The sequence below is a fragment of the Kitasatospora sp. NPDC001159 genome, assembly GCF_053598235.1.
In genome coordinates this window covers 42,591-56,658 of the sequence record NZ_JBSFJV010000053.1, presented here as the reverse complement: position 1 = coordinate 56,658, position 14,068 = coordinate 42,591, and the positions used below count along the sequence as shown (strand labels likewise).

The 14,068-nt window shown below is 74.0% G+C and carries 7 protein-coding genes; 6 read left to right on the top strand and 1 reads right to left on the bottom strand.

All coding sequences use genetic code 11. The features are described from left to right. Positions 1 to 440 precede the first annotated feature (440 nt). Together ACWC9T_RS25050 and ACWC9T_RS25045 are read left to right on the top strand one after the other, a co-directional pair. On the top strand, positions 441 to 668 hold the full coding sequence (locus ACWC9T_RS25050) for a hypothetical protein (protein ID WP_449823275.1): 228 nt from the start codon (positions 441 to 443) through the stop codon (positions 666 to 668). Positions 669 to 1,944: 1,276 nt separating this feature from the next. Further along, positions 1,945 to 3,222: a hypothetical protein gene (locus tag ACWC9T_RS25045; RefSeq protein ID WP_449823274.1), complete on the top strand. Its 1,278-nt coding sequence runs from the start codon at positions 1,945 to 1,947 to the stop codon at positions 3,220 to 3,222. Here ACWC9T_RS25045 and ACWC9T_RS25040 read toward each other — a convergent pair. Then, positions 3,206 to 5,377, bottom strand: coding sequence for a tetratricopeptide repeat protein (locus tag ACWC9T_RS25040; protein WP_449823273.1), 2,172 nt, complete (start codon positions 5,375 to 5,377; stop codon positions 3,206 to 3,208). The genes ACWC9T_RS25045 and ACWC9T_RS25040 overlap by 17 nt on opposite strands. A gap of 288 nt (positions 5,378 to 5,665) precedes the next feature. Here ACWC9T_RS25040 and ACWC9T_RS25035 point away from each other — a divergent pair, with 288 nt between their 5' ends. Genes ACWC9T_RS25035 through ACWC9T_RS25020 form a run of 4 tightly spaced genes read left to right on the top strand, consistent with a single transcriptional unit; the run spans position 5,666 to position 13,807 of the window. After that, positions 5,666 to 7,264: a TIGR02677 family protein gene (locus ACWC9T_RS25035; RefSeq protein WP_449823272.1), complete on the top strand. Its 1,599-nt coding sequence runs from the start codon at positions 5,666 to 5,668 to the stop codon at positions 7,262 to 7,264. Next, positions 7,261 to 8,436, top strand: coding sequence for a TIGR02678 family protein (locus tag ACWC9T_RS25030; RefSeq protein WP_449823271.1), 1,176 nt, complete (start codon positions 7,261 to 7,263; stop codon positions 8,434 to 8,436). The genes ACWC9T_RS25035 and ACWC9T_RS25030 overlap by 4 nt, the downstream gene beginning before the upstream one ends. Further along, positions 8,433 to 12,548: a TIGR02680 family protein gene (locus tag ACWC9T_RS25025; RefSeq protein WP_449823270.1), complete on the top strand. Its 4,116-nt coding sequence runs from the start codon at positions 8,433 to 8,435 to the stop codon at positions 12,546 to 12,548. The genes ACWC9T_RS25030 and ACWC9T_RS25025 overlap by 4 nt, the downstream gene beginning before the upstream one ends. Continuing rightward, positions 12,545 to 13,807: a TIGR02679 family protein gene (locus ACWC9T_RS25020; protein WP_449823269.1), complete on the top strand. Its 1,263-nt coding sequence runs from the start codon at positions 12,545 to 12,547 to the stop codon at positions 13,805 to 13,807. Before ACWC9T_RS25025 ends, ACWC9T_RS25020 begins: the two co-directional genes overlap by 4 nt. Positions 13,808 to 14,068: the final 261 nt, after the last annotated feature.

The following is a 14,068-nucleotide window of genomic DNA, read 5'->3' as shown; positions in this document are numbered from 1 at the left end:
AGCGCCCGCCGGGGAAGAGCCGGGGAACAGAAAATGCGCCTGCAATACATCAGCAGGCGCACACAAAGTTCATGGGAACCACTACTGCAACTAAGACGACTGTAGCAGGCCATGACCCTCCGCGGCGGGATGTTTCACCCCCGGTTCTGCGGGAGCCTCGCGCCGAGCGGCCGTTCCGAGCCGAGAGGACCGTGAACACGCCTGGAGAGCAGTCCTTTTGAGCGTGCGACCGCACCCCGTCCGGGCCGACAGCTCCCAGGGATTCCCGCGCTGCGGAGCGCCCGCGCTCGCGGTGGCAGCCCCGCGAAGACGGTGCACGCCGCCCACCGTCGCCATTCGCGAGGGCGCGCTCCGACGATATGTGCGGCAACCTGGTCAGGCTCGAACTCGTTTGCGCCGGAAAGTCCCGCGCCCGCGCTTCCAGGCGCATACTGGCCGGAATGACGAAATTTGCAGCAGGTCGCCGCCCCCTGCCCACCAGTCCCTTCAAGCCCCGGGCGGAGGCGCCGCCCAAGCACTTCACCGTCGGCGACCGGGTCACCCATGACGGTTACGGCCTCGGTCGGGTCATCGGCGTCGAAGGTGACGGCGACATCGCGGTACTCGTCGACTTCGGATCACGGCAGGAACGCATCACCCACCCGTACACCGCGATGTTCAAACTCTGACCCCGGACGCCCCCGGCGCTCGGCCGATTGCGCCGCGCAGCTCGCGGGCGGTGCACGCCGAGCGGAACGGTGGGACATCGTGCCGGTGCGGCTTCAAGGGAGGTGCGCCTCCGGCCGAGAACCCCACGGCCAGAGGCCCCCACGCGCCGGTCCAGGCGCAACAGCCGCCGATCGCCGCACCCCGAGGACGCCGACCACAGCTGCGCACGGGCTGCGGCCGGCGCGTCGGAGCGGAGGGCGTTCACGGCCAGCCGCCACTCCGGACCGCCGAGTGGCACCGACGACGACTCGAAGGGGGTTCAAGTGTGCTGGAGCGTTCCAGGGCCGGCTTCCGCCACGATCGGGTCCACCTGTCCGCTCACCTCAACCCGAATACGTCACCCCGACAGCCCTGTGCCACCTCTGCAACTCGCAGGCCTCCCCGCAACCGCCACTGCCGCGTTCGCGGTCCGCGGTCCGCGGTCCGCGGTCCGCGGTCTGGACGCTGCCTACCGCGGCGGGCGAGACACCTTCGTACCGCTTCCGGCCCTGCCGACTCCGCCCACGCGCTGCGCCTCCTGGGTAGCTGACCCGCGACGGACCCCGCACTCGTCGTCATCCGGCTCTGAGGCCGGCTCCGCTCGACTGACGGGCATAGTCCGGCGCCCCTGACCGCGTGTCGGGTCCGGCCGGACCGACCAGCCCCCGATCAGGGCCGACCCTCGACATCCACGCCGTGGGACAATGGACGGGCCTCGCGAGGGGGAGGCAGCGAGCATCGAAGGGGCGGCGGGTTGACAGGGCTGGTGACCGACTGGGTCCGGGTTCCGGTGGGGGAGGACGCTCCGAGGTGGACCACTCGCGGCGGCTGCCGCCGTGTTCTCCTCGTTGTCCACAACGTGACGTCCGCGACCCGGCTCCTGGACGTTGTTCCACTGTTCCGCGACGACCTCAGGATCCAGCTGCTGGCCGCCTGTACGGGATCGTCCCCCTTCAATGCAGGGGTCGCCGAGCTGCTGAGTTCCCTCGGGGTTCCGGTACTTCCGTGGGAGCAGGCGAAACAGACGCCCGTGGACCTCGCCCTGTCGGCCAGCTTCGGCGGTGAACTTCTGTGCTTTCAGGGAAAGTTGGTCGTTCTCTCACACGGGGTTGGGTACAATAAAAGGCTCGCGGCACCGGGCACCGGGCACCGGGCACCGGGCACCGGGCACCGGGCACCGGGCACCGGGCACCGGGCACCGGGCACCGGGCACCGGGCACCGGGCACGCCCCGGTCTTCGGCCTGGCGCCCGAGTGGTTGCTGTCCGACGGGGCTCCGCTCGCCCGGGCGATGGTGCTCTCCCACCCCGAGCAGCTCGGTCGGCTGCGCGAAGCCTGCCCTGAGGCCGCTCCGACGGCGGTGCTCGGCGGCGATCCCTGTTTCGACCGCATCCTGGCCGCCCTTCCCCACCGAGATCGCTACCGCAGAGCGTTCGGCGTCCGGCCCGGGCAGCGGCTCGTCGTGCTCAACTCCACGTGGAATCCGCAGTCGCTCTTCGGTGACGCCGGCACGGATGACCCGCTGCCATGGCTGCTCGACCGCCTCACCACCGAACTCCCGGTCGACGACTACCGGGTGGTGGCCGTCCTCCACCCGAACATCTGGCACGGCCACGGCCCCGGCCAGGTCCGCCTCTGGCTGGACCGCGCCGAGCGGGCCGGTCTCACCCTGATCGACCCCTTGGACGGCTGGCGGCAGGCGCTGATCGCTGCCGACGCGGTGATCGGGGACTTCGGCTCGGTCAGCTACTACGCCGCGGCGCTGGGAACCCCGGTCCTGCTAGGCACGGCCTCCGACGAGGTTCTGGGCGCCACCTCGCCGGTGGCGGCCTTCGTCCGCGAGGCTCCCCGCCTCGCCCTGGACTCTCCCCTGCGACCGCAGCTGGACCTCCTCCTGGATAGTCATCAACCGCTCGATGGTCCCAGCGAGTTGACGACATCGGCGCCCGGCAGGGCGGCCGGTCTGCTGCGTTCGCTCTTCTACGAGGTCATGGAGCTACCCGAGCCGGCAGAGCCGGCTCTCCTGGACTTGCTCCCCCTTCCCGACTACCGGCCACCGATCCGAACCGTGCCGCTGCGGGTCCGTACCCGCCCGGGTGCCCGTCCGAACGAGGTCACCGTCGAACGGGTCGCCGACGGCCGGTACGAACCTGCTGGGCCCGGCTCCGATCACCTCGCGGTGCACGAAGACACCCTCGACCAGGGCCTCCTCGGCCTGGCCGACGCGATCCTTCGGTACGGGGCGGCCGACGATCCCCGGATCGGTCCGCCCCGGGAGTGGGCGGCCACGACGCTCGCCCGCTACCCGGACTGCTCGCTCGCGGCCTTCGTCTCCGGCCCGGACACCTGTGAAGTGCTGCTGCGCGACCTGGGATTCGTCCGCCTCACCAGTCCTTCGCTCGACCCGGCGGCCACCGCGTCGGCGCTGTTCGCCCGGATGAACGACGCTGCCTTCCCCCGTCCGCTGCGGCGGACGGAGCTGACGGTGCGTACCGGCGGCACGTCCCACACGGTCCTGGTCACTCCCGTTCCGTGAGGCACTGCTGCCGCAGACCCGCCAGGTAGCGCAGATGCGGCTCCGCCTGCTCGCGGTCCAGGATCGCGACGGCCTCGTCGATCGCGGCCAGTGCCTGTTCCGTCGCCAGGGTGTCCGCCCAGGTCTCCGCGAGATTGGTGAGGGTACGGGCCGCGTTGTAGTTGTCGCGCAGACGCCGGAATTCGGACAGCGCCTGCACCAGCCAGGTCCGGGCCCGTTCGTACTCGGCCAGGCCGCGCAGCGCCCGCCCCCGGTGCCGCTTCAGCAGCGCCCGAGCCCGCGGGACGTCCCCCGCCCGCTCGTCCTCCGGGCCGATCCGCCCGAGCAGGCCGTCGGCCTGCTCGAAGCAGTCGTACGCGGACTGCCACCGCCACTGCCGAAGCCGCAGCAGCCCGAGCGACTCCACAGCCGTGGCCTGGCCCAGCGGGTGACCGGCCCGTTCGAACGCCGAGGCGGCGTCCATGAGGCAGCTCTCGGCCTCGGTCAACAGGTCCAGCTCCATCAGGGCGAACGCCAACTGGGTATGCATCCGGCCGGCCATCGCCGAGTCCGGGTCGTGCGCGACCGCCGCCCGCACGGCGGTTCGCAGCGCCGGCAACAAGGTCTCGTGCCGGCCTGCCTTGAGCTGCACCGCCCACGACGCCTCCGCCAGCTGGCACGCCGTGGCCGGCGCGGCCAACTCCTCCGCGGCGAGCACCGCCTCGACCAGGTTGCCCACCTCCGCGGCCAGAGCGGCCAACGCCGCACCGGCGTCCGGGTAGTCGCCTGGTCCGAGCTCGCGGTAGAGCGGCCCGACGTGCCACCGCTGCCTCAGCGCCGCGTAGTCGGCCCGGACGGCGAAGCGCAGCAGCCCCTCGACGGCACGCGTCACCGCTCCCGCGCTCGCGGCCAGACCGTCCACCCGCGCCGCCTGCTCCTCGGCGAACCGGCGCACGGCAGGCCGGTAGCGGTAGCGGCCCTCGGGCATGGCCTCCAACAGGCCGGCCTCGGCAAGCCCCGTCAGCAGGACGGCGGCGCGCTCGACAGTGAGCCCGGCGGGTCCGGCGAGCCCGGTCGGCCCGAAGACCGCCGCGGCCAGCTCGGGACTGAGGGCTGGCCACGGCCGCAAGGCGCAGAGCCGGAACAGCCGGGCCTGGTCCGGCTCCAGCGCCTCGTACAGCTCCCGCACGACAACGCGCACCGGATCACCCGCCTGACGATGGCCGTCGTCGCCGCCCCGGCTCCGGCGCTGCTGTGGGACGAACGCCAGGCGGGGAGCCGCGGCACGCAGGGCGAAGGGCGATCCTCCGCAGCGTTCGAGGACACTCGGCAGGGCGGGGCCGGCCGCGGAGACGGCCTCCTTTCCCGCGAGGTCCGTGAGGAGCCGCCTGGCGTCCTTGTCGGGCAGTGGCCCCACCGGGATCGGGACGGCGTCGAGGCCGGTGAGCGGACGCCGGGCCACGACGACCGTGACGACGCCCGGGGCCGCGGTGACCAGCGGTCGGACCTGGGCCGCCGACTGGGCGTGGTCCAGCACGACGAGCAGCTGTCGCTCGGCGACCAGCGATCGGAACTGCTCGACCCGGTCCTGCGCCGCCGGGGGAACCCGGTCCGCCGGCATGCCGAGGTGGATCAGGAACTGCCGGAGCACGGCGGCGGCGTCGGGCGCGGTGGCCAGCGAGCCGCCGGAGAGGTCGGCGTAGAGCTGTCCGTGCGGGAACCGCTTCCGCTGCAGCGCACCCCAGTGGACGGCCGCGGTGCTCACGCCCATTCCCTGAGGTCCGTACAGGACGCTGACGCGGGGCGTGCCGTCCGCCTTCCGTCCGGCCTCCTTGTCCAACAGCGCCAGCACCTTGCGCCGGTCGGTGAAGAAGCGGTCGGAGGGCGGCAGCAGGAACGGCGTCGCCAACGGCCCGGACCAGACCCCGCCGTGGCCGCTCAGCCAGGCGCGAAGCGCCCTGGCCCGTACGGGATCCGACTCGGCCCCGTCCAGCAGCAGCTGCGCCACGACGGCCCGTCCGGCGGCATCGGTCGGCGCCGGCACCTCCCGGCCCGTCACCCGGCGGACGAAGGCGCCCGCCGACTCCCAGGCCCACTTGCCGGCCTCGTTCGCCACGCTCGCGCTCACGGCACCGAAAACAGCGGCCACCGCCGACAGCGACACCGGCTCGATCACCCCACACCCCCTGGTCCATCGCGGCACACCCGACCAGTACCGCCGTACCCTCGCGTCCGGCCCCACGGTAGCCTGCTGAACCTCGCCATGGGTGCGCAGCCGCCTGCTTGCGAGTGGGCGGGTTCGATTCCGTTCCCCTCCCCGCTGCAGCTCCCGCTGTGCCGAACCAGTCATCCCGCAGCGACGGGTACGCAGGACGCCCCACCGCTCGTGTTCGCCGCACGGCGACCGGTCCGAGCCGCCCGGTTCAACTCTTGGACAGCGGGGCGGTCTGCCACACTGGAGCGCGTGTCCACTGCTCCGCAGCCCCAGCCCTTCGCCTACCTCCAAGCTCCGAACGCGGTCCTGTACGGCCGGATCCTGGGCGTCTTCGCGCAGGCGCGGGAGCGGTTCATCGTCCATCTGCGGCCCGAGGACGTCGCGGCGGAGCTCCGCCGCCGGGACGCGGCGGAGGACCGGAGCGCGGTGCCAGTGTCGATCGAGGCGGTCGGTGGCGCGCTGGAGAAGCTGGTCGAATGGGAGAACCTCCGTGCGGACGCCGACACCGGCCGGGTGACGTCGGTCGAGGACTTCCACCGGGCGCGCTACCTCTACCAGTTGACCCGCCATGGCCAGGCGGCGCTGCGGGCGGTCGCGGTGTACGAGGAGTCGCTGGGCCGGCGCGGGCAGCTGCAGTCGGTGGCGCTGGCGGACATCGCCCAGCACCTGGGTTCGCTGCTGGTCCTCGCCCAGGAGGAGGATCCCGACCCGGCCAAGGCGCACCTGGCCCTGCTGGCCCTCGCCGAGCGGTTCGGCAGTCTGGCGGACAACGCCCAGGCGTTCATGGCCTCGCTGCGTCGCACGATCGACTTCCAGGACGGCGACGAGGAGGCGTTCATCGCGTACAAGGACCGCCTCGTCGAGTACATCGAGCGCTTCATCGCCGATCTGGCGAACCGGGGTGCGCAGATCGCGGACGTACTCGCCAAGCTCAACGCGGCCGGAGTGGAGCGGCTGCTGCTGGCCGCAGCGCAGCGCGAGGCCGGTGACGCCGTGCCGGAGGCCGAGCTGGACGGGCAGCCGGCCGAGCAGGCCCGCGCGGAGGCGGAGCGGGCCGCGCTGACCGGGTGGGAGAACCGCTGGCGCGGCCTGACCGACTGGTTCCTCAGCCGCTCCAGCCGGCAGCCGTCCCAGGCCAAGCTGCTGCGCGGCGCGGCGGTCAGCGCGATCACCGCCCTGGTCAACACGGTCGCCGCGCTGAACGAGCGGCGCAGCGGGCGCTCGGACCGCACCGCCGACTTCCGGGCGCTGGCCCGGTTCTTCGCGCAGGCCCCGGACGACGCCGCGGCGCACCGGTTGTGGCGGGCGGCTTTCGCCCTCACCCCGGCCCGGCATCTGACGGTGGACGCCGCGACGGAGGAGGCCTGGCGGGAAGCGGACCTGTCGGCCACCACGCCCTGGGCACAGGCCCCGCCCCTGGAGATCAGTCCTCGGCTGCGCGAGACCGGCTCGTACGAGCGGCGGGGCGCACCCAACCGGATCGCGGACCGGGCGGCGGCGCGGCGGGTGCTGGCTGAGCAGGTCGAGCTGGAGGCCGCCCAGACCGACGCCGCACGAGCCCGGCTGGCCACCGACGGCCCGGTGCTGCTCTCCGAACTGGCAGGGCCGGACGGGCTCGACCCGCAGGCCTTCCGGCTGTTCCTCGCTGTGCTCGGCGACGCACTCTCGGCACGGGCGCCCGGCGACAGCGAGTCCTCGGCGATCACCGGGGACGGCACGATGGAGATCCGGTTGAAGCTGGTGGACCCGGACACGGTGGTGCGGATACCGACCGCGGACGGCGTGCTGTCCGGCCCCGAGCACGTCATCGAGATCATCGACCTCGCGCCTTCCGGAAGTGCGGCATGACGGACACCGAGGTCCGGGCCGAGCGGCGACGGGCCGCCCGCGCGCTGCTGGCGCAGCCGCTGATGACCAGCGGCAGCGAGGAGTTCCGGCTGGTGCGTAAGCACGCGGGCGAGCTGGCCGCCTGGTTCACCCAGGAGACCGGTTGGCGGCTGGTGGTCGACACCGAGACGGCCCGGCTGTACAAGACACCCGCCGGGCTGGACGACGCGACCAGGCCCGCCCGCGCGCCGCGCACCAAGGTGGCCTTCACCCGCCGCCGCTATGTGCTGCTCTGCCTGGCCCTGGCGGTCCTGGAGCGGGCGGACGCCCAGATCACCCTCGGGCGGCTGGCCGAGGGCGTGCTGACGGCGGCCGGGGATCCGGTGCTGTCCGCCTCCGGCATCGAGTTCCGGATGGACCGCCGGGAGGAGCGTTCGGACCTGGTGGCCGCCGTACGGCTGCTGCTGGAGTGGGGTGTGCTGCACCGGGTGGCGGGCGACGAGGAGGCGTACCTGTCGGAGGCGTCCAACGACGTGCTGTACGACGTGCGCCGCCGCGTCCTGGCCGCGCTGCCGGCCGCCACCCGCGGCCCGTCCACCGTGGAGACCACCGATCCGGACCGGCGCCTGGTCGAGCTCACTCGCGAAGTCGCTCCGGACACCGAGGAGTTGCGGCTGCGCGCGCTGCGCCACCGGCTCACCCGCCGGCTGCTGGACGATCCGGTGGTGTACTACGCCGAGCTACCGGAGGACGAGCACACCTATCTGGTCTCCCAGCGTTGGGTGATCACCCGCCGGATCTCCGAACTCACCGGACTGGTACCGGAGTTGCGGTCCGAGGGGATCGCCATGGTGGATCCGGACGACGAGCTGACCGACGTCCGGATGCCCGAGCAGGGCACCGAGGGCCACGTCACCCTGCTGGTCGCCGCCCACCTCGCCACCGCCGACGGCCCCCGCACCGAGCCCCAGCTGGTCGAGCTGGTACGGCAGTTGGCCGTTCAGCACCGCGCGTACTGGCGCAAGTCCGCCGCCGAGCCGGCCGCCGCGGCCGACCTGCTCACCCAGGCCCTCGACCGGCTGGCCGCTCTCGACCTCGTCGCCCGCAGCGGCGGGACCGTCACCGCCAGACCCGCCCTGGTCCGCTACGCACTGGCCGCCCCGACCATCCGAAAGGCCCGCTCCCGCTCATGACCCTGCCGCAGCCCACCAAGAACCGCTGGCAGCCGCTGCGCGCGGGGCTCGTCGACATCTTCCACTACGACGCCGAGGAGTTCCGCTTCCACGACGGGCGGCTGCTGCTGCGTGGCAACAACGGCACCGGCAAGTCCAAGGTGCTCGCACTCACCCTCCCCTTCCTGCTCGACGGCGAGCTGGCCGCCCATCGCGTCGAGCCGGACGGTGACCGCGCCAAGCGGATGGAGTGGAACCTGCTACTCGGCGGCAAGCACCCGCACGACGAGCGCACCGGCTACACCTGGCTGGAGTTCGGCCGGATCGACGAGGACGGCCGGCCGCAGTACCGGACCGTCGGCTGCGGCCTGAAGGCGGTCAAGGGGCGGGGCATCGCCAAGCACTGGTTCTTCACCACCGCCCTGCGCGTCGGCCCGGACCTGCCGCTGCTCTCCGCCACCCGCGTCCCGTTCACCCGGGAACGGCTGCGCGACGCGCTCCAGGGCCACGGCCTGGTCCACGACACCGCCGCCGAGTACCGCCGGGCCGTGGACGAGCAGTTGTTCGGCCTCGGCCAGGGCCGCTACGAGGCGCTGGTCAACCTGCTGATCCAGCTGCGCCAGCCGCAGTTGTCCAAGAAGCCGGACGAGAAGCTGCTGTCGAAGGCGCTCACCGAGGCGCTGCCGCCGCTCGACCCGGCGCTGGTCGGCGAGGTCGCCGAGGCCTTCCGCGGTCTGGACGAGGAGCGCCACGCCCTGGAAGCGCTCGCCGAGGCCTCGGGCGCCGCGACCAGTTTCCTGACCCACTACCGCCGTTACGCCGGGATCGCGACCAAGCGGCAGGCCGGTGTCCTGCGCGCGGCGCACAGCCGGTACGAGCACCTGGGCCGCGACCTCGGCGAGGCCGAGTCCGAACACGCGGCCGCCGAGGAGCAGTTGACCCGGGCGGAGGCCCGCCTGGAGGAACTGGAGGACGCCCGGGCCGCGCTGACCGCCACCCGGGACGCACTCACCCGCAGCCCCGAGATGGACGCGGCACGCGAGCTGGAACAGGCAGGCAAGACTGCGGAGGCACTGCGGGCCGTCGCGGACGACCGGGCCTCGGCCGCCGGGACCGCCCGGCGCCAGGCAGCGGACTGGCAGCGCCGGGCCGCCGCCGCGCACGCCCAGCACGATGCCGACCGGGCCGCCTTCGACCGGGCCGCCACCGCCGCCGCGCAGAGCGCCGAGTCGGCTGGGATCGACCACGCCCCGACCGCCGAGGCGCTGGAGCGCGACCGCGCGCCCTTCCAGGAGACCCGTCGCAGCGGTGAGCGTACGGTCGAACGCCGTCGCCAGGCCATCACCGGCCTCACCACCCTGCTCACCGACGCGGAGCGGGCACACGGGCGGGCCCGGGCCGCGAAGACGGAGGCCGCCCGCCGCGCCGCCGATCTGGAGGCCGCGCGGGAGCGCTCCGCCGACGCCGGGCAGGCCGTCAGCGACCAGGGAACCGCCCTCGTCGAGGCCTGGCGCGGCTGGGCCGGCAGCACGGTCGAACTCCGCCTGCCCGACACCGACCAGGCCCTCGCGGCACTCGAAGCCTGGACGGACACCCTCGCCGGGCCCAACCCGGCGGCCGAGGCCGCAGCCGCCGCCTACCGCGCGGCCGTCGCGGCACTGACCCGCCTGGAGGCCGGACTCGACACCGAGGCCACCGCCGCCCGGCGGCAACTCACCGCGCTGGCCGAGGAGATCGCCCGTCTGGAGGCCGGCGGCCAGGACACCCCGCCCCCGGTCCACACCCGTGATCCGCACGCCCGTAGCGGCCGCCCGGGCGCTCCCCTGTGGCGAGCCGTCGACTTCGGGGACACCGTCCCCGCCGAGCACCGCGCCGGGATCGAGGCGGCGCTGGAAGCCGCCGGGCTGCTCGACGCCTGGCTGACCCCGGACGGCACGCTGCTGGACGCCGACGACGCCGTCCTGCTGCCCGGCCCGGCCGCCCCCGGCAGCACCCTGGCCGCCGTCCTGCGCCCGGCCGTCGACCGGGCCGACCCGCTTGCCGCAGCCCTCGACGACGACGCCGTACACGCCGCCCTGACCGCGATCGGCCTCGGCGAGCGGCCCGACCACCACACCTGGGTGGCCGTCGACGGACGCTACCGCCTCGGTGCGCTGGCCGGACGCTGGACCAAGCCCGCCGCCCACTACCTCGGCGAGGGCGCCCGGGAAGCGGCCCGCCGGGCCCGGCTCACCGAGCTGGCCGGCCGGCGGACGGAACTCACCCTCGCGCTCCAGCAGATGGACCGGCAGCGCGGCGCAGTCCGTTCGCGAGTCGCCGCGCTGACCGCCGAGCAGCAGGCCGAGCCCTCCGACCACACGCTGCGCGAGGCCCACAGCCGCCAGAGCCACGAGGCGGCGGCCGTGGTCCGCCTGACCGAGAGCCTGGCCGAGGCCGAACGGGACGCCTCGGCCCGGCAGGAGGAGGCCGAACGCACCGACCAGGAGGTCCGCGACTACGCCTCCGACACCGACCTGCCCACCACCCGCGAGGCGCTCGACCGGATCCGCGACGCCGTCTCCGGATACGCCGCGGCCCTGGCCGCCCTGCTGCCGGCCGCCGCCGCTCGGTCCCGCTCCACGGCTCTCGCCACCGACACCGCCGCCGAGGCCGAGGCCGCCGCCGAGGCGCTCGCCGAGGCCGAGGAGGCCGCGACCGTGGCCCGCCGGACCGCCGACGCGGCGGCCGAGCGGCACCGGGTGCTCTCCGAGACCGTCGGTGCGAGCGTCGAGGAACTCTTCCGCCGGCTGGCCGAAACCGACACGGCGATCACCGAGCGGGACACCGAGGAGAAGGACACCCGCCGGGCCCGCGACACCGCCATGACCGCCCGTGCCCGGGCCGAGGGCCGCCGCAGTGAGATCCGCACCCGCATCGACGAAGCCGCCGCCGAACGCGACCGCGCGGTGACCGCCCTGCGTTCCTTCGCCGCCACCGGTCTGCTCGCCGCCGCGCTGCCCGGCATCGCCGTCCCGCCGCTCGACGAGCCCTGGGCACCGACGCCTGCCGTGGCTCTGGCCCGTACCGTCAACCAGGAACTCCACGACACCGACGACTCCGACCGCCGTTGGGAGCTGATCCAGCAACGGATCTCCACCGAGCACAAGGTGCTCACCGATGCCCTCGGCCGCCACGGCCACTCGGTCGGGATGACCCTGCACGACGGCATCATGCTCGTCGACGTGCTCTTCCAGGGCCGCACCCACGACGTGCCCGCCCTCGCCGGCTCGCTGCGCGAGGAGGTCGAGCAGCGCGGCCGGCTGCTCTCCGCCAAGGAGCGCGAGCTGCTGGAGAACCACCTGGTCGGCGAGGTCGCCGGGGCGCTCCAGGAGCTGATCGCCGGGGCCGAGGAACAGGTCGCGGCGATGAACCTCGACCTGGAAGCCCGGCCGACCTCAACCGGCATGACCCTGCGCCTGCAGTGGCAGCCCGCCAAGGACGCACCCGCCGGGCTGGAAGCCGTCCGGACCAGGCTGCTGCGCCAGTCCTCGGACGCCTGGACCCCGGCGGACCGGGCCCAGGTCGGCGAGTTCCTCCAGGCCAGGATCGCCCAGGACCGCGAGGACCACCCCGGCGACTCCTGGGCCGACCAGCTCACCCGCGCCCTGGACTACCGAGCCTGGCACGCCTTCACCATCCAGCGCCGCCAGGACGGCGTCTGGAAGCCGGCCACCGGTCCCGCGTCCGGCGGCGAGCGCGTCCTCGCCGCCTCCGTCCCGCTGTTCGCGGCAGCCTCCTCCCACTACTCCTCCGGCAGTCCGCACGCCCCGCGCCTGATCGCCCTCGACGAGGCGTTCGCCGGCGTCGACGACGACTCCCGGGCCAAGTGCCTCGGCCTGCTGGCCTCGTTCGACCTCGACGTGGTGATGACCAGCGAACGCGAGTGGGCCTGTTATCCGACCGTGCCGGGCATCGGCATCGCCCAGCTGAGCCGGCGTGAGGGCATCGACGCCGTCCTGGTGACCCCCTGGCGCTGGGACGGCACCGCACGCACCCGCGAGCAGCGCCCCGTCCCGCACGTCCCGGCCCAGACAGGAACGAACGACCAGGCACAGCCGTCCCTACTGGACGGCGCCGGGCCAGGTGACCGATGACCGATCTGCCCAGGCTGCGCCGCCTGCTCGGCGGCCCCGACACCGCCTGGCTGCTGGAGCGCGCCCGCGGCCGGATCGCCGCCGGGCGGGCCCTGGACACCCCCGCCACCCTCAGGAAGGCCACCGCCGAGCAGCGCCGCGCGGTCGAGCTGCTGCTCGGCCGACGCCTGCGCTCCGGCGACTCCCTGACCGTGCCACTGGCCGAGGTCGACCGGGTGCTGCGCGAGTCGCTGGCCTGCCCGGACGGCCTCACGGCCGCAGTGGTGGCCCTGACCGGTCCGGTGGCCGATCTCCGTGCCCAGGAAGCCGCGTCGGCGGCGGCCTGGCAGCGGGTGCTCGCCGAGCTCGATCACCCCGCCGTCACCGACCGGCCCGAACTCGCCTCCTGGCGCGCCAAGGTGGAGGCAACCGGGCTGCTCAAACGGCTCTCCGGAGGCGACCCTGCGTCGGCCCGGCAGCTGGCCGCCGCGGCCGCGCGGGTGCTCTCCTTCCTCCCCGCCGACGGCCTCACCCTGCCCGTCTTCGCCGCCCGCACGCTCGGCGACGCCCACGCGCTGGACGAGGGCCGCTCGCTCGCCTCCCTGGTCCTCTCCGCCGTCCGCGCCATCTCCGCCACCGAGCTGCCCGGCGGCTCCGAGGGCCGCCGGGCCGCCTGGGCCGCTGTCGGTGTGGCGCTGGACGAACTCTCCTCCCGCGTCCTGGTCCTGAACCTGCCCGGCTCCACGACGAGTACGACCGGACGCATCCTCGCCGCCTCCCGGCAAGGCGGCGAGCCCTGCGTGTTGACCCTCCGCCAGCTGACCGGCGGGCCACCCGAACTCGGGCTCAACGGACGCACCGTACACGTGTGCGAGAACCCCGCCGTCCTCGCCGCGGCCGCCGACGAACTCGGCCCCGACTGCCCGCCCGTGGTCTGCGTCGAGGGCAATCTCTCCGTCGCCGCCCGCACCCTGCTCACCTACGCCGCCGGGCACGGCTCCCCGATCGCCTACCACGGCGATTTCGACTGGGGCGGCATCCGCATCGCCACCACCGTCCTGCGCCTTCCCGGTGCCGCCCCCTGGCACTACGACACCCCCTCCTACCTCGCCGCCGTCGACCGCGGCCTCGGTACCCCGCTCACCACTGGTGCCCCGGCTCCTACGCCCTGGGACCCGGCCCTCGCCCCGGCCATCACCCACCACGGCATCCGTGTCGAGGAGGAACACCTGCTCGACCGACTGCTCGCCGACCTCCGTCGGCACCGGCCCACGCGCTGAGCCGTTTCATTCCGTCCGGCGGGACTCCGCGCACCGACGCCCCCCGACCGGGCACCTGTCGAAGCCAGACGCCCGGACCTCCTCAGTTCGAGATCATCCCGATCCGCACCTGTAGGTCCCCTGCTCGACTCCGGGTCGGGCTTCCCCGGATCGGCCTGCATGCCCTAGGCCACACCGCCAGCCGGCGGCCAGTCTCTTCCCGACAGTCGGCAGCGGCAGTACCCCGGCGCCGCCGTCCGTGGAGAAGCCAGGTGCAGCCGG

Coding starts and splice junctions, on each gene's coding strand:
- ACWC9T_RS25050 (WP_449823275.1), top strand. CDS start 441: ATGACGAAATTTGCAGCAGGTCGCCGCCCCCTGCCCACCAGTCCCTTC.
- ACWC9T_RS25030 (WP_449823271.1), top strand. CDS start 7,261: ATGACGGACACCGAGGTCCGGGCCGAGCGGCGACGGGCCGCCCGCGCG.
- ACWC9T_RS25025 (WP_449823270.1), top strand. CDS start 8,433: ATGACCCTGCCGCAGCCCACCAAGAACCGCTGGCAGCCGCTGCGCGCG.
- ACWC9T_RS25020 (WP_449823269.1), top strand. CDS start 12,545: ATGACCGATCTGCCCAGGCTGCGCCGCCTGCTCGGCGGCCCCGACACC.